This is a genomic window from Sphingobacterium composti (assembly GCF_009829075.1).
Taxonomy (GTDB): Bacteria; Bacteroidota; Bacteroidia; order Sphingobacteriales; family Sphingobacteriaceae; genus Sphingobacterium; species Sphingobacterium composti.
Window position 1 is genome coordinate 42,108 of sequence record NZ_WUQZ01000021.1, and the last position, 19,271, is coordinate 61,378.

The following is a 19,271-nucleotide window of genomic DNA, read 5'->3' on the forward strand; positions in this document are numbered from 1 at the left end:
TATGCGTATTCACTTTATAGCAATAGGAGGTAGCGTAATGCATAATCTTGCCATTAGTTTAGCAAGATTAGGACATCAAATTACTGGATCTGATGATCAGATAGTAGAGCCTTCTAAATCGAATCTTAAGGAAGCGGGTTTGTATCCTAACCAAATTGGTTGGAATACAGACAGTATTACAGAAGAATTGGATGCTATAATTTTAGGAAAACATGCAGAGGCTGATAATCCAGAATTAATAAAAGCTCAAGAGCTCGGAATTAAAATTTATTCATTCCCAGAATTCATTTACGAACAATCAAAAGAAAAGATTCGTGTCGTTATAGCAGGCACATTTGGCAAGACTACTATTGTTAGTATGATTATGCATGTGCTAAAGAAACTGGGAAAGGATTTTGATTATGTGATAGGGGCGCAATTAGAAGGATTTGAATCATTAATCAAATTATCGTCTTCGGCACCGATAATTCTGATTGAAGGTGATGAATATTATGCTTCATCCATCGATGATCACTCTAAATTCCATTACTATCACCCGAATATCGCTTTAATAAGCAATGTCGTTTGGGATGAATTTAAGACTGAGGTGTCTGAAGTTGTTTATTTTCAACAGTTTAAAGAGTTTATAGATACGATAGAGCAGAAAGGAACTTTAGTATACAATAAAGAAGACGCAAACGTCGTAAAGATAGTAGGAGATACCAAAGATTGCAAAATAAATAGGCATGGCTACAAAATGCCTATTTATACAATTAATAAAGGAATCACATATATCGAAGTTGGAGATGCGCATATTCCCCTGCATATAATTGGGAAGCAAAATCTATCAAATATTGCAGGTGCATATACGGTTTGTGAGTGGCTGGGTATAAAAAGAGTTGATTTTTATGAGAGCATATCTTCCTTTAAGAGTTCTATTAGATATTTAGAATTTGTAAAAAGTGAAGCAGGCTCTGTTGTTTATCAAGACTTTGCCCATACACCTGCTAAGCTTATCTCGAGTATTCATGCTGTAAAAGAACAGTTCTCAAATCAAAAGTTACTTACTATAATAGAGCTAACCCCATACGATATATTGAATAACAACAAATTAGAGTATTATCGCAACAGTATGAGCGAATCTGACGTTGCTATTGTTTATGTAAATAAAAATAGTATAAAAGAAAAAAATATAGTTTTAAGCAATGTGATAAATACGGTAATTTCCACATTTAACCATAGTCATATGAAAGTGATTACCAATGCGACTGAACTGAATATGTTTTTAGAAAATTTTGAAAGTCAGGGCTTTAATTTGTTATTTATGAGTTCGGATAATAATGCAGGTGTAAATGTGTTAAGTTATGCGGATAAATTTTTGTCTAAAGAAGTCAAAAAATTTTGATTAGATAGTTTTTAAATTAATAAATTATTTTTAACTTGCGCGTTAAATAATAAAAACATTTACCAAATGAATACTTTAGGGAAAAAAATTAGATTATTAAGACACCAAAAGGGATGGAGTCAAGAAGATGTAGCAAAACGCTTGGATATTTCTATTCCTGCGTTTTCAAAAATTGAAACAGGCATTACAGATGTTAATCTTTCAAGATTAAATCAAATTGCTAAACTTTTCANACCAAAAGGGATGGAGTCAAGTAAGATGTAGCAAAACGCTTGGATATTTCTATTCCTGCGTTTTCAAAAATTGAAACAGGCATTACAGATGTTAATCTTTCAAGATTAAATCAAATTGCTAAACTTTTCAATTTATCATTAGTTCAATTGTTGTCTACTTCAGATGCAAATGAAGAGAAANGTTGTCTACTTCAGATGCAAATGAAGAGAAAGAGAAGTTTGAAGAGATTAACGAATTGAATCAAAGACTGCAAACTCGTGAGGCAGAAGTTATCGACTTGCAAAAGAAGGTGATTGATCTTTACGAGCAATTGCACAAAAAATAATTACTTAATAAGGGCAATTTTAATATTAAAATTGCCCTTATTTTTTGGCTAGACTATTACTGGTTTTCTATTTACTAGAAATCATCATCGTCGTCATCAAGGTCATCGAATCCTCCAATAGTATCGATGTCAATGTTAAAATCATCTTCATCGAAATCATCTTCATCATCTTCAGGCCCGTTGAAATTGATTAAATTCTCATCAATTTCCAACTTTTCGATAGTTTCGTTCATCATAGCAATACTTACTTTCTGTTGATTATTATAGCGTAAAATTATACAAGAAAACTTAAACTAAAAATTTTATTTTAAAAATATTTTACTGATTTACAGTTGTTTAATTTTAAAAAATATGTTGAATAATGAAAAATTATTCTATGATTTCACCTATACTATTTTCTTCGTTTATGATGTCTTTTAGTTGTGGCAAGTCCTTTACAGAGTTTATGCCAAAGTGATTCATAAAGGTTTCACTAGTCGCATATAACAATGGTTTTCCTATGCTTTCTGCTTTCCCCACAATTTTAATAAGATCTTTTTCTAAAAGTCTTTGTATTGAATAGTCACAATTAACACCTCTAATTTGCTCTACTTCTAGTTTTGTAATAGGCTGTCTGTAGGCGATAATAGCTAAAGTCTCTAATCCAGATTGACTCAACTTCTTACGGTCACGATGTGCTTGCATTTGATTGATTACATCGTGATAGTTTTCTTTGGTAAGAAACAGATATTTATTATTAAAGGTCTTTAAAGAGAAAACCTGATCTTCGCCTTCATATTTTATCTTGATTTGGTCAATAAAAGATAAGACTTCATCTTTATTAATCGTGATCATTAATCCATCTTGTAAGATGTGCTTGATTTCGTTAGCTGAAAGCCCGTCTTCTGATGCGAAAATTAGTGCTTCAATATTGAGTAAGATGTCTTTCACTTAGTAATTAATTACTTGTTCAACCATCGAGTCTGGTAATTCTCTAAAATCGTATTTTTGGGTACGTAGTTGTGGCTCAAACCCTGCATCTTTTATCGCATCTTGAATAGATTTGGAAGTAAAGCGATGTGGTGCACCTGCAGCGGATACGACGTTTTCTTCGATCATGATAGAACCAAAGTCATTGGCTCCACTATGTAAGCATAATTGTGCAACGGATTTACCGACTGTCAACCAAGAAGCTTGTATATTTTTGATGTTAGGGAGCATAATACGACTCAAAGCAATCATACGTATATATTCATCACCAGTTACATTATTAGAGATTCCGCGAAGACGTTTTAATAATGTGCCATCATCTTGAAAAGGCCAAGGGATAAATGCCACAAAACCATAATGATTTGCTGGCTTCTCGGCCTGAACTTCCCTAATCCAAACCAAATGCTCGAATCGCTCTTCAATCGTTTCAATATGTCCAAACATCATTGTTGCTGAAGTAGGAAGGTTAATTTTGTGCGCAGCACGCATGACATCAAGCCATTCTTGACCACCGCATTTACCTTTTGATATTAGACGTCTGACACGGTCATTTAATATTTCTGCACCAGCACCAGGTAAAGAATCTAATCCTGCTTCTTTTAATTTTGTCAAAACGTCAATGTGTGACATTCCCTCTAATTTTGCTATATGTGCAATTTCAGGAGGGCCTAATGAATGTAGTTTGAGGATAGGATAAAGTTCTTTTAATTGACGGAATAAATTTGCATAAAATTCTAAGCCTAAATCAGGATGGTGGCCGCCTTGCAACAGCAACTGATCACCTCCGTATTTGAAAGTTTCTTCGATTTTTTGTTTGTACGTTTCAATATCGGTGATATAGCTTTCTTCGTGACCAGGTCGACGGAAGAAGTTACAAAACTTGCAGTTAGCGATACAGACATTCGTTGTATTGACATTTCTATCGATTTGCCAAGTAACTTTTCCATGAGGAACTTGAATTTTTCGAAGTTCGTTTGCCACATAGGCTAAATCCGTCGTAGATGCATTGTGATATAAAAAAATACCTTCCTCTTTGGTCAAAAACTCAAAGTTCAATGCTCTCTCAAGTAAATTATCTACATTCATTATAAGCAAAGATACATATGATTTTTATCAAGTAAAAGCAATAAAAATTGAATTGTGTTTTAGTGCTTTTTAACGAAAAAAGAGGCTTTTATGCCTCTTTTTTTTATTTGGGATTAATGGTGTTATACTGTTCTTCCTGGATAAACTTCCAGTGCTTTCTCTAGACAAATGATTGCTTTTTTCAAATCATCTTGGTTAAGTACATACGCTAAACGGACCTCGTTTGTTCCTGCTCCTGGTGTACTATAAAATCCTGTAGCTGGAGCCATCATTACAGTTTCATTCTCATAAGAGAAGGATTCTAGTATCCACTGGCAGAATTTGTCTGCATTGTCAATAGGTAATTTAGCTACTACATAAAAAGCACCTCCTGGATTAGGGCAAAACACACCTTCAATAGCGTTTAATCCACTTACAAGTGTGTCGCGTCTCGCAGTGTATTCTTTAGAAACGGCTTCAAAATAAGAATCTGGAGTATCCACAGCAGCTTCACCTGCGATCTGACCTTCGAGTGAAGGTGATAAGCGTGCTTGTGCAAATTTTAAAACTGTTTGATACAGTTCTTTGTTTTTAGTTATCAAACAACCAATACGAGCTCCACAAGCAGAATAACGTTTAGAAACTGTATCGAAAACAACTACATGATTTTCTAATCCTTCTAAATGCATCGGAGAAATAAAATCTTTTCCATCATAGCAAAATTCACGATACGCTTCATCAGAAAATAAGAACAAATCATATTTCAAACATAACTCCTTTAAAGCTTCCATTTCTTCACGAGAATATAAATAACCTGTAGGATTGTTAGGGTTGCAAATCGCTATTGCTCTTGTTTTGTCTGTGATTACCTTTTCAAAATCAGCTATAGAAGGTAAAGCGAATCCATTGTCGATATAGGACATGATAGGCTTTACGACGATGTCAGAAGAACAAGCAAAGCCATTGTAATTGGCGTAGAATGGTTCTGGAATAATAACTTCTTCTCCTGGGTTAAGACATGCTTGCATAGCAATGGTAATGGCTTCTGATCCGCCATTAGTTACTAATATGTCTGTTGGAGTAATATTGTAGTTAATTTTATTATAGTACGCTGCTAATTTGGCGCGGTATGAGGCTGTACCTTCTGAAGGCGTATAAGCCCATACTTTGAAATCAATGTTTTTTAATGCATTAAGCATGATTTCAGGTGTTTCAATGTCTGGTTGGCCAATGTTTAGATGGTATATTTTTTTTCCATCTTTTTTTGCTTGATCAGCGAATGGAGTCAATTTTCTAATAGGTGATGCAGGCATTTCGATGCCTTTTTGCGAAATTTTTGGCATATTATAGAGTTATTATTTCGGAACAAATATAGTTGAAATAAAAAGCCCTATCAAATGATTTTTGATAGGGCATCTGTATTCTCGTATATGTATAAATTATTCTACATTACCTTTGATTGTCAAAGTTTTCACTGGTGTCTTCGTGTTTGATTTCACAATAAAAGATTTTGTGAAAGGGCCTTTTGCAGCAGCATTGTACGTTACTTTGATTTTTCCTGAATCACCAGGTTTGACAGGTGTTTTTGAAAAATCAGCTACCGAACAACCACAAGAAGGTGCAACTTCTGAAATAATGATTGGCGATTTACCTGCATTTGTAAACGTAAATTCATAAGAAGCAGGCTTATTGTAAGCAATAGTTCCAAAATCATGCGATTCAGTTTCAAACTTAAACTCTCCTACTTGCACCATTGCTGTTAATGTAATAAATGCAATAACTGCAGTCGCTATACTTAAAATTTTTTTCATTTTTTCTCTCTTTACCTTTACTGTCTGTTTCTGTTTAATAATCAAGTTTACTCAATTATTTTGCCAAAATAAAACTCTGGCAGTTTTATTGGCGTTTAACAACAATATTTTTACATGATGTTAGATTATTCCCTCTTTTAACAAATCTTGAATATGAATGATTCCAGCATAGTCACCATTTGCAGTTACTACCAATTGTGAAATGTTATTGTCTTTCATTTTTTGAAACGCATTTATAGCTAATTCTGTTTCATCAATTTGCTTTGGACTCGCACTCATGATGTCTTTAGCTGTTAGTTTGGACGTATCTTGATGATTTTCAAGCATGCGGCGAATATCACCATCTGTAATTATTCCGATAATTTTGTCATTTTCTGTTACGACAGTTGCTCCTAATCTGTACTTTGTGATCGTAATAATTGTACTGCGAATATTATCTGTAGACAAAACTAAAGGTTTACCATTATTAGCTGATAGATCTGCAACTTTAAGATATAGTTGTTTGCCTAATGCACCTCCAGGGTGATATTTTGCAAAATCACGGTCAGTAAATTGTCTTAATGTTTGTAAGCATACAGCAAGAGCATCGCCCATAGCAAGTTGTGCAGTAGTGCTGGTTGTTGGAGCTAAGTTATTTGGACAAGCTTCGCGTTCTACAGTGGTATCAAGTACATAATCTGCTTGCTGTGCTAAGAAAGAGTTTAGATTTCCGACTATACCTACTAATTTATTTTTAGCTTGTTTTAAGAATGGAATTAACACTTTTATTTCGGGAGTATTCCCCGATTTGGAGATGACGATTACCAAGTCATCTTCTTGTATAATCCCTAAGTCACCATGAATAGCATCTGCTGCATGCATAAAAATAGATGGCGTACCCGTTGAGTTTAAGGTCGCTACAATTTTTTGTGCAATTATTGCACTTTTTCCAATTCCTGATACAATTACTCTGCCTTTTAAATTCAAGATAATATTGACAACTTCAGCAAAGTCATCTGTTATTTTATTGGTCAACGCTTCTAGTGCCTTTGCTTCCAGTTGCAGTACCTCAATCGCCTCTTTTTTTATTTCTGAATTGCTTTTCACGGAAAATCTCCTTATTTTTATTCTTTAATTGACAAAAATAAAGTATTTAATTTTTAGATGGTCAATAGTCTACTTATATTTTTGTAATGGCGCTGATGGAAATAGAAAAATCATTGTACGATAATCTTCAGGAATTCTTTGGTTTTGATGCATTTAAGGGAGATCAAGAAGCAATAATCACTAACATTCTCAATAAAAAAGATACTTTTGTTATAATGCCGACAGGCGGGGGCAAATCTATTTGCTACCAGCTTCCTGCTTTGATGAGTGGAGGAACAGCTATTGTAATCTCGCCCCTCATCGCTTTGATGAAAAATCAAGTGGATCAACTGCGCGCTTTTGGCGGAAGGGACAGTATTGCACATTTCTTGAATTCGTCTCTTACAAAGGGAGAAATCACTCGTGTGAAAGCTGATGTAACTTCGGGGCAAACGAAATTATTGTACGTTGCACCAGAATCTTTGACGAAAGAAGATAATATTGCTTTTCTTCAATCGATAAAAGTATCTTTTGTAGCGGTTGATGAGGCACACTGTATCTCAGAGTGGGGACATGATTTTAGACCAGAGTACCGCAAAATCAGAACTATTCTTAACGAAATAGGAACAAATATTCCAATAATTGCGCTTACAGCTACGGCTACGCCTAAAGTACAATCTGATATTCGCAAAAACTTGCAAATGACAGATGCTACTTTATTCAAATCTTCATTTAATCGTTCAAACTTATTTTATGAAGTAAGACCGAAAAAGAATGTAGTTAAAGAAATCGTTAAGTTTATTCGCAATAATGCAGGTAAAACTGGGATTATCTATTGTTTGAGTCGTAAAAAAGTAGAAGAAATTTCAGAAGTACTAAACATAAATGGGATCAAAGCATTGCCTTATCATGCTGGATTGGATGCCAAGACGAGAGCGGATACACAAGATAAATTCTTGATGGAAGACGTGCAAGTCATTGTAGCGACTATTGCCTTCGGTATGGGGATTGACAAACCTGATGTTCGTTATGTTATTCACCACGATATTCCGAAGTCAATGGAAGGGTATTATCAAGAGACTGGTCGTGCAGGACGTGATGGAGGAGAGGGGTATTGCTTGTCGTTTTATTCTAAAAAGGACGTCGACAAGCTTATTAAATTTATGAAAGATAAACCTGTTTCGGAAAGAGAAATAGGTACACAAATATTAAAAGAAGTTATCGATTATTCGGAGTCATCTGTATGTCGTCGTAAACAAATTTTACACTATTTTGGTGAGAAGTTTGATGAGACAGGTTGTAGCAATATGTGTGATAACTGTCGCGCACAAAAAACATATTTTGATGCGGAAGAAGATTTAGTAAAAGTCTTAAATTTTATTAAAGAAGAAGGTGATCGATTTGACGATCAGCATATCATCAATGTCTTTATCGGACAAAATAATCAACCAGTCTCTGCTTATAAGCACGATGAACATGCTTTATTTGGTTATGGAAAAGATAAAGGTGTTAACTACTGGAATTCTTTAATTAGACAAGCCGAACTTGCTGATTTTGTGAAGAAAGACATAGATCACTACGGTTTGTTAGTATTAACAAATGAAGGAAGAAAGTATTTAACCAATCCATATAGTCTGAAATTCATTTTGAATAAAGAAATTGAATTGGCGGATGACGAGGATGGCGATGAAGCTGCTCAAAGTTCGGGTGCATTGGATGCCGAGTTATTGAAAATGCTTAAAGATTTGCGTAAGAAAATTGCAAAGCAAAAATCATTACCTCCTTTTGTAATTTTCCAAGATCCTTCCTTGGATGAGATGTGTACACATTATCCAGTGAGTATCGAGGAGTTAAAACAAATCCATGGCGTAGGTGCGGGTAAGGCTTTGAAATTTGGTGCACCATTCGTAGAATTGATTAAAAAATATGTCGAAGAAAATAATATTGAAAGAGCACAAGATTTAGTGGTAAAAAGTACCGCAAATAAATCGGCACTCAAAGTCAGTATTATTCAAAATATAGATAGAAAAATAGGTCTAGATGATATAGCTGGTTCTAAAGGAATTAGTTACGAGGACTTGTTGAAAGAGGTGGAATCTATTGTTTATTCCGGCACGAAACTTAATATAGGATATTTCGTTGACGAAATGATTGACCAAGATAGACAAGATGAGGTGTTTGAATATTTTAGAGCGGCAGAGGAAGATTCTATCAAAAATGCATTAGCAGAATTGGGAGAAGAAGATTATACGTATGAAGATATACAGTTAATGCGTATTAAATTTTTATCAGAATTAGGAAATTAACAAAAAATGATACAGAAATATTTACCTGGTATAAAGAATGGTTCATCCGAACAATTCTTTTTGATGGCAGGTCCATGTGCTATTGAAGGTGAAGAAATAGCATTACGAATAGCAGAGAAAATTGTGACGATTACGGATAAATTAAATATCCCTTATATTTTCAAAGGTTCTTATCGTAAAGCCAATCGCTCTCGTGTAGATTCTTTTACCGGAATTGGTGATGAAAAGGCACTTAAAATTTTGGAAAAAGTAGGTAAAGAGTTTGGAGTACCGACGGTTACTGATATTCACGAAAGTCATGAGGCTGCTATGGCTGCTACTTATGTGGATGTGTTGCAAATTCCAGCATTCTTGTGTCGTCAAACAGAATTGCTAGTAGCTGCTGCTAATACAGGCAAAGTGGTGAACATTAAAAAAGGACAGTTTTTGTCCGCTGAATCAATGAAATTCGCAGTCGATAAAGTGAAAGACTCTGGAAATGATAAAGTGTTTTTGACGGATAGAGGAAATACTTTTGGCTACCAAGATTTGATTGTAGATTTTAGAGGTTTGCCAACAATGCGTTCGTTTGACGTACCTACTGTAATGGATTGTACTCACTCCTTACAACAGCCGAATCAAACTTCGGGTGTAACAGGTGGTAAACCAGAATTAATTGAAACTATCGCTAAAGCAGCTATTGCTGTTGGTGCTGATGGCTTATTCATCGAAACACATCCTGACCCAGCGAATGCAAAATCTGATGGAGCGAATATGTTGCATTTAGATTTATTAGAAGAGTTATTAATCAAGCTGACGCGCATTCGTCAAGCTATTCTTTAAGGACAATTATAGAGGAAGGAGTTGCAAAGTTAAATTGCAGCTCCTTTCTTCTTTTACTGCATTGAATTCTTATTTTTGCCCGTCTATTATTTAGTATAGCAAAAGACTGGGATTTGGGACTTGTTTTTGATAAATATCTTCTTTTTTTATTTAAAAAACACGTTATTTATACATTATAAATAGTTATTAAGACCTTTTTTATGGAAAAATTGATATCAACGATATCTAGTTATGTTTGGAGTGATTTTTTTATATACTTATGCTTAGGCACAGGATTGTACTTTTCGATTCGAACTGGCTTTCTACAAGTCAGATATTTGAAAGACATGTTGCGATTGCTTTTTGCAAAAAATAAATCCAATAGTGGCATCTCGTCCTTTCAAGCTTTTGCATTAGCAATTTCAGGACGTGTCGGTACTGGTAATATAGTTGGCGTAGCCACAGCAATCTATATGGGTGGTCCAGGAGCTGTATTTTGGATGTGGGTAATTGCATTTCTTGGTTCCTCTTCGGCTTTTATTGAGTCAACCTTAGCCCAAGTTTATAAGCAAAAGGAAGGCAATAATTTTAGGGGTGGTCCTGCTTTTTATATAGAGAAAGGTTTAGGGGTTAAATGGTACGCCTTGTTATTTGCTATTATTACGGTCGTAAGTACGGGTTTTTTACTTCCTGGTGTTCAAAGTAATGCTATCAATGGCACTATCACAAATGCATTTAGCTATTCAAATGACGTTGTGCATTTCGCAGGTACGGATTGGACGATTAGTTATGTAGGGTTAGCTATTATAGCATTGTTATCAGTCATTATAATTGGTGGCGTAAAACGTTTGGGGCAAGTATCAGAATTTATTGTTCCTTTTATGGCTGGGGCGTATATTCTGATGGCACTTATTATTATTGGACTGAATATTACCCATATACCTGATGTGTTTTCCATGATATTTTCATCTGCATTTAGTATGCATTCTACATTTGGAGGGATTGTTGGGACAGCAATTGCTTGGGGAGTCAAAAGAGGTATTTATTCAAATGAGGCTGGACAAGGTACTGGACCACACGCAGCCGCTGCCGCACAAGTGAATCACCCAGCTCAACAAGGATTAGTGCAAGCATTTTCGGTTTATGTGGATACATTATTTGTTTGTACAGCTACAGCTTTGATGATTTTGTTTACGGATCAGTTTAATGTTGTATCTGAATTTAATGCAAAAGGTGAGGCTACTAGTTTCTTGGTAAATCATGTTCCAAATGTGAGTGTAGAAGGTTTTACACAAGCCGCAGTAGCGCATCATTTTCCTGCTATAGGTAATCAATTTGTCGCTATTGCATTATTCTTTTTTGCGTTCACTACGATTATGGCTTATTATTATTTTGCTGAAACTAACGTAGCATATATTTTCAAAGGCAAAAAAAATCAATTGGTTATTTGGGTATTACGTATTGTATTCTTGTTTTCAGTTTATTATGGAACTATTAAGACCGCTAAACAAGCATGGGATTTAGGCGATATTGGGGTTGGTTTGATGGCATGGGTTAATATAATTGCAATCTTGTTGCTGAGCAAAATAGGAATGAAGGTGTGGAAGGATTATGTGACGCAACGTAAGCAAGGTGTCGAAGACCCAACTTTTGAGCCTAAAAAATTAGGAATCAAAAATGCTGATTTTTGGGAAGAGAATAAATAAAGTTAATTATTTAATAGCCCTCTTTGCCGGGCTGGCATCCTACTTTTGACCGTAAAAGTAGGCAAAACTCGTCACTGTACCGAGTTGCCACAAAGTTTTGGCATTCCTGCATTTGGCAACTCGCTAAGGCGACATCTGCTGTGAAACAATGGGCATACAACAATTTGAATTTTCTTATTCCGAACAGTAGGTTAGTAAGTTAAAATAAAAGAATATATATGAGTCAGAAAAATAGTACAGGTAACTTTTGGGCGTTACTACCCTTGATCATTTTTGTTTTCATTTATTTTTCTGGCTCATTGTATTTAGGAGATTTTTATGCACTACCAGTTTTGGTGGTGTTTGTAATTTCCCTATTTGTTGCTTTTTTTCAATATCCGAAGAAAAGTTTCGAAGAAAAGTTAATGAGTTTTGCGAATGGCTCTGGAGACCAGAATATCCTGATTATGATTCTTATATTTTTATTGGCTGGTGCTTTCAGTGAGTTGTCGAAATCAATAGGAGCATTGACTTCTACCGTGAACTTTGCAATGACTTATATTTCTCCCCAATTTATCCTTTCTGGAATCTTTATGATAGCTTGTTTTGTTTCTATTTCGATGGGAACATCTGTGGGAACTATTGTAGCCCTAGCACCATTTGCGGTGGGCTTCGAAACCTATATTCCTGGGATAACTGTGATTGCTTTGGCTGCAGTCGTAGGAGGAGCCATGTTTGGAGATAATTTATCCTTCATTTCTGATACCACCATTGCTGCTACAAGAACTCAAGATGTAAGCATGCGTGACAAGTTTAAGATGAACTTTAGAATCGTTTTGCCTGTCGCTATTTTAGTAGTTATAATTTATTATTTCCAAGGAGCTGCTTTCGCAGAAAATGTCGGAGACGTAGCAGTTGGGGATTTTGAATTCATCAAAGTATTGCCGTATATACTCGTCTTTACACTTGCCTTATTGGGTGTGCAAGTGATTTGGACATTAGGAATTGGAATTGTTACTACTTTGTTCATTGGTCTTTTGACAAATTCCATTACGCTATTGGAATCTATACAGAGTGTCAATGCTGGATTTGCGGGTATGTTTGAATTGAGTTTGCTGTGTTTGATAATTGGTGGTGTAGTTGGCATAATCCGTTATAATGGAGGAATTGACTTTTTGCTTAATTCTGTGTTGAAAAATATTAAAACCAAACGTGGAGCAGAATTTGGTATCGCCTCATTAACAGCATTGGTGAACTTTGCTTTAGCAAATAATACGATTACGATAGTAATTGTTGGTCCTTTAGCAAAGGAAATATCGGACAAATTTGAATTAGTCCCAAAACGTGTTGCCAGCATCTTAGATACGGTGTCTTGTTTTGTACAAGGTATATTGCCTTATGGCGCACAAATATTAGCAGCTCTTGCTGCTTCGTCTATCGTCTTAGCAGAAACTGCTCAACCTAATATTTCTCCTCTAGAACTTATTTCGTATCTGTATTATCCGTTCTTGACAGGGGTAGCGACATTAGGATTTATTGTGTTTAGTAAGAGATAGGGTTATATAAGTGCCTTCATGCCGGGCAGGCAGTTGCTTTTATTCATTCGAGTTGTTTTTTAGTATGAATGAGCACTTCGTGGTTTTCGGCAAAAAGTAACCAAAACCGAAACATAGTGAGCTCATCGAAGATAAACTCGTCGCTGTACCGAGTTGCCACAACGTTTCGACATTCCTACAATTGGCAACTCACTAAGGTGACATTCAAGCATAACAATGGACAGTTCTCTTATTTGATACATGTTAGGAAGACTACAGCTACTGCTTCAAAGTCACCGATTTTCCGCTTTTAGCACTACGAATTGCGGCATCTAAGATTTTCATTGTAATCATATTATTTTCTAACGAGGACAAATCATAGGGGTTTAGCTTGACTTCATTGTTGATGACAGCAGCAAAAAAGTAGAAAGGGTCATTAAATGGTTTTTCCAATGTTTTTAAATCCATTTTTTCTTCTTTGAAACCATCATAACCTTCTGACTTTTTAATGCGTAAATGTCGGCTGTTATCTGCGTATATTACGCCATTGAGGCCATACATTTCTAAATCCTTGCGACCAATAGTCCAATTCCAAGAGGGTTGAAGTACGGCATTGCTATTTTCATAAGTCAGAATTATCGTGGCATCATCATCAACTTTGGGATTGTTTTCTTTTTGCAATTGTTGGGTAACTGCTGTAACAGATACCGGTTTTTTGCCATCCATAAACCAAGTCATCAGATTAGCACCATAACATCCAAAGTCTGTAATTGCGCCGCCACCATTTTGTACGGGGTCAGTGAGCCATTCGAAAAACTCTGGGTCTAAATTAATTTTTGCTGGTCCTTTATGTCCATCACGAATGATTACTTTTTTCAATTCTCCGATTTTATTTGCTTTCAGGAATTCATAGGTCTTATGCATGGTCGGATACCAAGTCGTTTCGTAATTTGTTAGTAAATGAATGTTGTTTTTCTTCGCTAACGCTTCCATCTTTTTGGCATGAGCCAAACTTACTGCCAAAGGTTTTTCGACCATCACATGAATCCCTTTTGGCGCACATTTTTCTACGACTTCCAAATGTTCGTAAACCGTTCCAAAGGCTAATACCGCTTGTGGAGATTTGGACTGAATCATCTCGTCCATTGTCTCATACACCATTTCCAAAGGAAATTTGTATTGCTTCGCAAATCTGTCCGCCAATGCTTTGTTGGGTTCTACAATAGCGACAACTTCATACGCATCTGTCTTTAAATTACCCAAAATCCAATGTACGTGCGAATGTGTCAAGCCTACTATGGCATAACGAATAGGTGATTGTTGTGCTTTCAACGAAGTAAAAGTAGATATGATAAGTATAAGGATGACAGATAGTCTAAGCATGATGGTATACGAAGTTTATAATGGTAATTGTTCTTGACTGAACCTAAAATAGCAAAATTATCTTAGATATTTTTATTCCATGAAGCTCAAATTGTAAAACAATAAGAGGGATTATTCGTTTAAATTAGTGACATTAGAACTTACTGAAAAATTAGAGCACAACATGAACCACCTTTTTAATAGACAATTTTCAAAAGAAATAAACGGAGAAACAACCTTATTTGAAGTGCAGTATGACCCGACAACGCATCATTTCACAGTGACGGAAAATACCCTAGTGCAATACAAATTACAATTTGACCCCACATCCAGAACTTGGAAGACAACAGATGGTCCAGAACCATCTATACCTGTGGAGGAATTAGCTAATTCTGTACAACAAGCTTTTGGTGTTTTTGTGTAGAGATTTTAAGTCCATATGCCAGCTGGGCAATTATTTTTATTCATTTATATTGTCTTTAGCAGGAAGGAGCATTTCTTGATTTTCCTAAAATATTAATTTGGTTCGGCGTTCAAGCCTTGAGGTGGGATGTTCAAGCTTTGAGGTAGGATTTTCTATATTTTAGGTTCGACGTTCTATCTTTTAGGTTCAATGTTCTACATTTTAGCTAGGATGTTCTACCTTTTAGGTTCAACGGCGAGTCTTTTAGATTGAATGTTGAGCCTTTTAAATTGAATGTCGTGCCTTTTAAATTAAACGTCTAGTTTTATGTTCAAAGTTCCCTTATTAGCTTATTTCTTTTTATTGCTGTATCCCTTTAGTTATGCTGTTTTATTATTTGTTTGAAGAACAAATCATATGAATCTGGCTGCTTTTGTATATAGTATAACTTTTTTTAATAATTTATACACTATTTTTTAGAATGTCATAAATCTTGTTACTTTTTCTCAGTTCCCAATAATCAAATCCAATTGAAAAAATTACCAATATAATCCAGAATACAAATATATACCATCCTTCAAGAATTCGTTGTAAAATAGTCTTTGAGGGAATAAATGGTGTATATTTATTCTTGTCTTGCAACTCAAAAATAGAAATGTTTTTTTCTTTTCCTGTTGCAGTGTTTTCAAGCTTTATAGTATTATCTCTTTTTGGAGTAACTTTATATTCCGTAATTTCATTATTATTTCCGACTTCTCTATAATGTAATTCAGCGGATTTTAAAAAAACAAAAAAAACAATTGATAGTATAGTTGGAATTAACATCTGAAGACCCGTTACCCATAAGTTACTTTTAATTTTACCTTTTTTTCTTTTTATTTCATTCTCAGAAAGTAAGTTTGTCACAAATATTTTTTGAGTTTGAGAAATCCTATGTGTGAATTTCAGTTCATCAAAAATATTATTGTGTTTTTCTATTTCTTCAGTTGCTTCAATTATTGCTTCTATTTGATAAAATTCATTTTTTCTAAATAATCCAAAATCAAATTGTAAGTTTTTTGAATCTTTAATTTCATAACTGCATTTTAAGTCTGGTGAGGTACCGGTAATTTTGCAATTAATCCAATTATAATTTTCGGGTATTGATATATTAATTGGTCTTTCAATTTTTTCGCCTTCTATATCAATTTCTCCATCATTAATAAAACATCCTTTAATATAAATCAAATTATCTTTAATTGGTTTGTTTTCAAATAAAATGGCAATCTCATTGAAATTTTTCACAATACTATTAAATAAACTAATACTTGATTGTTTGAGAAATGTTATTCTGCCAGGGTATCGCTTTTTTTAAATAAATTTATGCTTAGAAAACCAAAAACAAATGTTGCAACTAATCCGATTATGGTTAAAAGTAAGGATGTATCCATATGTTTATTATATAAGTATGATAATTGGTTTCAAAATCCAATATACAAAATATCTCAATAATCAATAAAAACAAAAAAGCCCAATCTTGCGATTGAGCTTTTCTATATACTAGTAAAACTAAGATTAGTGTTTGAAGTGACGAACACCCGTCGTAACCATGGCAAGACCTTTTTCGTCAGCCATTTCGATAGACAATTTATCTTTGATCGAACCGCCTGGTTGCAATACGGCAGCTATTCCGTTGTTACCAGCGATTTCTACACAGTCCGGGAATGGGAAGAACGCATCTGATGCCATAGAAGAACCTACTAAGTCAAAACCGAAAGCTTTTGCTTTTTCTATAGCTTGTTTCAATGCATCTACACGTGAAGTTTGTCCCACACCTGAAGCGATTAATGTACCGTTTTTCGCAAATACAATTGTGTTAGATTTTGTATGTTTCACGATTTTGTTTGCGAAGTACAAGTCTTCTAATTGTGCTGCAGTAGGTGCAACTTTCGTTACTGTAGTCATTTGCTGAGGACCTTCTACCGTGTTGTCTTTATCTTGTAAGATGACGCCGTTCAATAAAGTTTTGAATTGCTCTGTAGGCAATTTCACTTCTTTACGACGTAAAATGATTCTGTTTTTCTTTTCTGTCAAGATAGCTACCGCTTCTTCCGAATATGAAGGAGCGATTAACACCTCGAAGAACAATTTGTTGATTTCAGTAGCTGTTTCGCCGTCTACTTCACGGTTAGTGATTAATACTCCACCGAAAGCAGAAACTGGGTCACATGCTAAAGCATCTATCCATGCTTGTTTTACAGTTTCGCGCGAAGCAACACCACAAGCGTTTGTATGTTTTAAGATTGCAAAAGTAGGCTCTTGGAATTCGTCGATAATAGCTACTGCCGCATCTACGTCTACCAAGTTGTTGTATGATAATTCTTTACCATTCAATTTGTCAAACATTGCGTCCAAATCACCGAAGAAAACTCCTTTTTGGTGTGGGTTTTCGCCGTAACGCAATACCTGTGCTTTTTGCTCAGATTGTTTGAAAACTTCGATTGGCTCTTCTTGGTTGAAGTAATTGAAGATTGCTGTATCGTAGTGCGAAGATGTATTGAAAGCACGTTTTGCAAATGACTTACGTTGTTCCAATGAAGTAGCACCTTCTTGTGCTGCTAAGATTTCTTCTAATTCTGTATAGTCGTTTTTCGAAGAAATGATAACTACATCGTTGAAGTTTTTAGCTGCTGCACGGATTAATGAAATACCACCAATGTCGATTTTCTCAATAATATCCTGCTCTGAAGCACCAGAAGCAACAGTTTCTTCGAATGGATATAAATCCACGATAACTAAGTCGATTTCTGGAATGTTATATTCGTCAATTTGTTGTTTGTCTTCTGCCAAAGGACGACGCGAAAGGATACCACCAAATACATTTGGGTGTAATGTTTTCACACGACCACCTAAAATAGAAGGGTAGCCCGTCAAATCTTCAACGCGCTCAACGCCAATTCCTAAGTCACGGATAAAAGCTTCCGTACCGCCTGTAGAGTAGAAAGTAACTCCGTACTTGTTTAATAGTTGAATAAGTGGGGCTAGATTGTCTTTGTAGTAGACAGAAACTAATGCATTTTTAATCTTAACAGGATGATTCATTGTTTTTTATTTGGAGCAGCAAAGGTAAAAATTAAAGTGTGGATTTCATAGTGCTGAACCTACTTTATTTGCTGAAATGAATAAGTTCCATTTTTTAATAAAATGTATAATTAACGTGAGTTCGGGATAAGAAAAAAGTGAAATTTATATATTATTTCAACAAAAAAAGACTTGATTTTATGTGTATAATTAGTTGACAATCAAATTGTTGCAAATATAAATCAAGCCTTATGTTAAGAGATAAAGTTATAGAAATTTTTGTTAAGGTCGATGATTTCTGCAAAGAAATTCAACCCCTTCTTGAAGAAAATCGTATTGAAGACAGAAAACTGGGTAAGCGCAATAGAAAAACAGGTCTTTGTGATAGCGAAATAATCAGCTTGATGGTTCTTTTTCATTCAGGTCAATTTACTAATCTTAAGTCATTCTATGTTCATTATGCACTGCCGCATCTAAAGGATCTCTTTCCTGGACTGACCTCCTACAATAGATTCGTTGAACTCCAGCCTAGGTGTGCCGTCACCTTTATGTTGTTTGTAAAGATGTGCTGTCTTGGCAAAAGTGAAGGTGTCAATTTTATAGATTCTACGCATATCAAAGTATGTCATAATAGAAGGATACATCAGCACAAAGTCTTTAAGGGAACTGCAGAACGAGGTCAGTGCTCCATTGGCTGGTTTTATGGCTTCAAGCTGCACCTGATCATCAATGATAAAGGTGAAATATTGTCTTTTTATCTCACAAAGGGGAATGTAGATGACAGAAATCTAAAACATATGATGGATATGACTAAAGATATTTTTGGTAAACTCTATGGGGGTAAGGGATATATTTCAAAAGCAATGGCCGATATATTATGGGGAAACGGAGTACAAATGGTGACCAAACCAAGAAAAAATGTGAAAGGAATAAACCTTAGTCAAACGGATAAAATAATGCTCAGAAAGCGAGCAATTATTGAATGTGTCAATGATGAACTTAAAAACATTTGTAAGCTACAAAATACAAGACATAGGTCTGTAAGTAACTTTTTATTGAATATTTTAGGAGCATTAGCCGCTTATGCTTTCTTCCCTAAAAAACCTTCATTAAATATTCAATTTGAACAGCAGGAAAATCAATTATTCCTTGCTGCTTAAACCGAACTCACCTTTGGTATAACAAAGATAATTTTATAAAAATAATGTTGTTGTTTGTAAATATAGGCTGGAGGGATAAAAACTAAAGCCTTAGTATGAAACGTTA

Annotated in this window: 16 protein-coding genes and 2 pseudogenes; 9 read left to right on the plus strand and 9 right to left on the minus strand. The window is 34.9% G+C overall.

What is annotated here, in order from left to right:
- Position 1: 1 nt before the first annotated feature.
- The 3 genes and pseudogenes from GOQ17_RS12950 to GOQ17_RS12960 all read left to right on the plus strand — a co-directional run bounded on the left by GOQ17_RS12950 (position 2) and on the right by GOQ17_RS12960 (position 1,943).
- Positions 2 to 1,384: a Mur ligase domain-containing protein gene (locus tag GOQ17_RS12950; RefSeq protein WP_159637986.1), complete on the plus strand. Its 1,383-nt coding sequence runs from the start codon at positions 2 to 4 to the stop codon at positions 1,382 to 1,384.
- Between the two features lie 66 nt (positions 1,385 to 1,450).
- Positions 1,451 to 1,615: pseudogene (locus GOQ17_RS12955) on the plus strand (helix-turn-helix domain-containing protein); the annotation flags it as partial.
- Positions 1,596 to 1,943, plus strand: a pseudogene (locus GOQ17_RS12960) (helix-turn-helix domain-containing protein). The pseudogenes GOQ17_RS12955 and GOQ17_RS12960, both read left to right, overlap by 20 nt.
- Before the next feature lie 74 nt (positions 1,944 to 2,017).
- Here GOQ17_RS12960 and GOQ17_RS12965 read toward each other — a convergent pair.
- The 6 genes from GOQ17_RS12965 to GOQ17_RS12990 form a co-directional block, all read right to left on the minus strand.
- Positions 2,018 to 2,179 carry a hypothetical protein gene (locus GOQ17_RS12965; RefSeq protein WP_159637988.1) on the minus strand — a complete coding sequence of 54 codons (162 nt, stop codon included), beginning with the start codon at positions 2,177 to 2,179 and terminating at the stop codon, positions 2,018 to 2,020.
- 133 nt (positions 2,180 to 2,312) lie between these two features.
- Positions 2,313 to 2,873, minus strand: a complete 561-nt coding sequence (scpB, locus tag GOQ17_RS12970) for an SMC-Scp complex subunit ScpB (RefSeq protein WP_159637990.1) — start codon at positions 2,871 to 2,873, stop codon at positions 2,313 to 2,315.
- Positions 2,874 to 3,998, minus strand: coding sequence for a cyclic dehypoxanthinyl futalosine synthase (mqnC, locus tag GOQ17_RS12975; RefSeq protein WP_159637992.1), 1,125 nt, complete (start codon positions 3,996 to 3,998; stop codon positions 2,874 to 2,876).
- Between the two features lie 122 nt (positions 3,999 to 4,120).
- Positions 4,121 to 5,320: a pyridoxal phosphate-dependent aminotransferase gene (locus GOQ17_RS12980; RefSeq protein WP_159637994.1), complete on the minus strand. Its 1,200-nt coding sequence runs from the start codon at positions 5,318 to 5,320 to the stop codon at positions 4,121 to 4,123.
- 96 nt (positions 5,321 to 5,416) lie between these two features.
- Positions 5,417 to 5,788 (minus strand): DUF1573 domain-containing protein, encoded by a 372-nt coding sequence (locus GOQ17_RS12985; protein WP_159637996.1) that lies wholly within the window; start codon positions 5,786 to 5,788, stop codon positions 5,417 to 5,419.
- Positions 5,789 to 5,908: 120 nt separating this feature from the next.
- Positions 5,909 to 6,874, minus strand: a complete 966-nt coding sequence (locus tag GOQ17_RS12990) for a KpsF/GutQ family sugar-phosphate isomerase (RefSeq protein ID WP_159637998.1) — start codon at positions 6,872 to 6,874, stop codon at positions 5,909 to 5,911.
- 95 nt (positions 6,875 to 6,969) lie between these two features.
- Between GOQ17_RS12990 and recQ the strand changes: the two genes are divergently transcribed.
- The 4 genes from recQ (at position 6,970) to GOQ17_RS13010 (ending at position 13,201) form a co-directional block, all read left to right on the plus strand.
- The gene (gene recQ / locus GOQ17_RS12995) at positions 6,970 to 9,159 is read left to right on the plus strand and encodes a DNA helicase RecQ (protein WP_159638000.1); all 2,190 of its coding nucleotides are present in this window, start codon (positions 6,970 to 6,972) and stop codon (positions 9,157 to 9,159) included.
- Positions 9,160 to 9,165: 6 nt separating this feature from the next.
- The gene (gene kdsA / locus GOQ17_RS13000) at positions 9,166 to 9,981 is read left to right on the plus strand and encodes a 3-deoxy-8-phosphooctulonate synthase (RefSeq protein ID WP_159638002.1); all 816 of its coding nucleotides are present in this window, start codon (positions 9,166 to 9,168) and stop codon (positions 9,979 to 9,981) included.
- A gap of 200 nt (positions 9,982 to 10,181) precedes the next feature.
- Positions 10,182 to 11,666 (plus strand): alanine/glycine:cation symporter family protein, encoded by a 1,485-nt coding sequence (locus GOQ17_RS13005; RefSeq protein ID WP_159638004.1) that lies wholly within the window; start codon positions 10,182 to 10,184, stop codon positions 11,664 to 11,666.
- 218 nt (positions 11,667 to 11,884) lie between these two features.
- The gene (locus GOQ17_RS13010; RefSeq protein ID WP_159638006.1) at positions 11,885 to 13,201 is read left to right on the plus strand and encodes a Na+/H+ antiporter NhaC family protein; all 1,317 of its coding nucleotides are present in this window, start codon (positions 11,885 to 11,887) and stop codon (positions 13,199 to 13,201) included.
- Between the two features lie 258 nt (positions 13,202 to 13,459).
- On the opposite strand, the gene GOQ17_RS13015 is transcribed toward GOQ17_RS13010, so the two are convergent.
- The gene (locus tag GOQ17_RS13015) at positions 13,460 to 14,563 is read right to left on the minus strand and encodes a Gfo/Idh/MocA family protein (protein ID WP_159638008.1); all 1,104 of its coding nucleotides are present in this window, start codon (positions 14,561 to 14,563) and stop codon (positions 13,460 to 13,462) included.
- A 127-nt stretch (positions 14,564 to 14,690) separates the two neighbouring features.
- Here GOQ17_RS13015 and GOQ17_RS13020 point away from each other — a divergent pair, with 127 nt between their 5' ends.
- Positions 14,691 to 14,966 carry a hypothetical protein gene (locus GOQ17_RS13020; RefSeq protein WP_236537149.1) on the plus strand — a complete coding sequence of 92 codons (276 nt, stop codon included), beginning with the start codon at positions 14,691 to 14,693 and terminating at the stop codon, positions 14,964 to 14,966.
- Between the two features lie 441 nt (positions 14,967 to 15,407).
- On the opposite strand, the gene GOQ17_RS13025 is transcribed toward GOQ17_RS13020, so the two are convergent.
- Positions 15,408 to 16,229, minus strand: a complete 822-nt coding sequence (locus GOQ17_RS13025) for a hypothetical protein (protein WP_159638012.1) — start codon at positions 16,227 to 16,229, stop codon at positions 15,408 to 15,410.
- A gap of 270 nt (positions 16,230 to 16,499) precedes the next feature.
- Complete coding sequence (gene purH / locus GOQ17_RS13030; RefSeq protein ID WP_159638013.1) at positions 16,500 to 18,026, minus strand: bifunctional phosphoribosylaminoimidazolecarboxamide formyltransferase/IMP cyclohydrolase; 1,527 nt, start codon at positions 18,024 to 18,026, stop codon at positions 16,500 to 16,502.
- Positions 18,027 to 18,256: 230 nt separating this feature from the next.
- Here purH and GOQ17_RS13035 point away from each other — a divergent pair, with 230 nt between their 5' ends.
- Positions 18,257 to 19,165 (plus strand): IS982 family transposase, encoded by a 909-nt coding sequence (locus GOQ17_RS13035; protein WP_159638015.1) that lies wholly within the window; start codon positions 18,257 to 18,259, stop codon positions 19,163 to 19,165.
- The last annotated feature ends 106 nt before the right edge of the window (positions 19,166 to 19,271 follow it).

Bases quoted from the DNA above. Each gene is read 5' to 3' on its own strand.
- GOQ17_RS12950 (WP_159637986.1), top strand. From the start codon at position 2: ATGCGTATTCACTTTATAGCAATAGGAGGTAGCGTAATGCATAATCTT.
- GOQ17_RS12965 (WP_159637988.1), bottom strand. From the start codon at position 2,179: ATGATGAACGAAACTATCGAAAAGTTGGAAATTGATGAGAATTTAATC.
- mqnC (WP_159637992.1), bottom strand. From the start codon at position 3,998: ATGAATGTAGATAATTTACTTGAGAGAGCATTGAACTTTGAGTTTTTG.
- GOQ17_RS12980 (WP_159637994.1), bottom strand. From the start codon at position 5,320: ATGCCAAAAATTTCGCAAAAAGGCATCGAAATGCCTGCATCACCTATT.
- GOQ17_RS12985 (WP_159637996.1), bottom strand. From the start codon at position 5,788: ATGAAAAAAATTTTAAGTATAGCGACTGCAGTTATTGCATTTATTACA.
- recQ (WP_159638000.1), top strand. From the start codon at position 6,970: ATGGAAATAGAAAAATCATTGTACGATAATCTTCAGGAATTCTTTGGT.
- kdsA (WP_159638002.1), top strand. From the start codon at position 9,166: ATGATACAGAAATATTTACCTGGTATAAAGAATGGTTCATCCGAACAA.
- GOQ17_RS13005 (WP_159638004.1), top strand. From the start codon at position 10,182: ATGGAAAAATTGATATCAACGATATCTAGTTATGTTTGGAGTGATTTT.
- GOQ17_RS13010 (WP_159638006.1), top strand. From the start codon at position 11,885: ATGAGTCAGAAAAATAGTACAGGTAACTTTTGGGCGTTACTACCCTTG.
- GOQ17_RS13015 (WP_159638008.1), bottom strand. From the start codon at position 14,563: ATGCTTAGACTATCTGTCATCCTTATACTTATCATATCTACTTTTACT.
- purH (WP_159638013.1), bottom strand. From the start codon at position 18,026: ATGAATCATCCTGTTAAGATTAAAAATGCATTAGTTTCTGTCTACTAC.
- GOQ17_RS13035 (WP_159638015.1), top strand. From the start codon at position 18,257: ATGTTAAGAGATAAAGTTATAGAAATTTTTGTTAAGGTCGATGATTTC.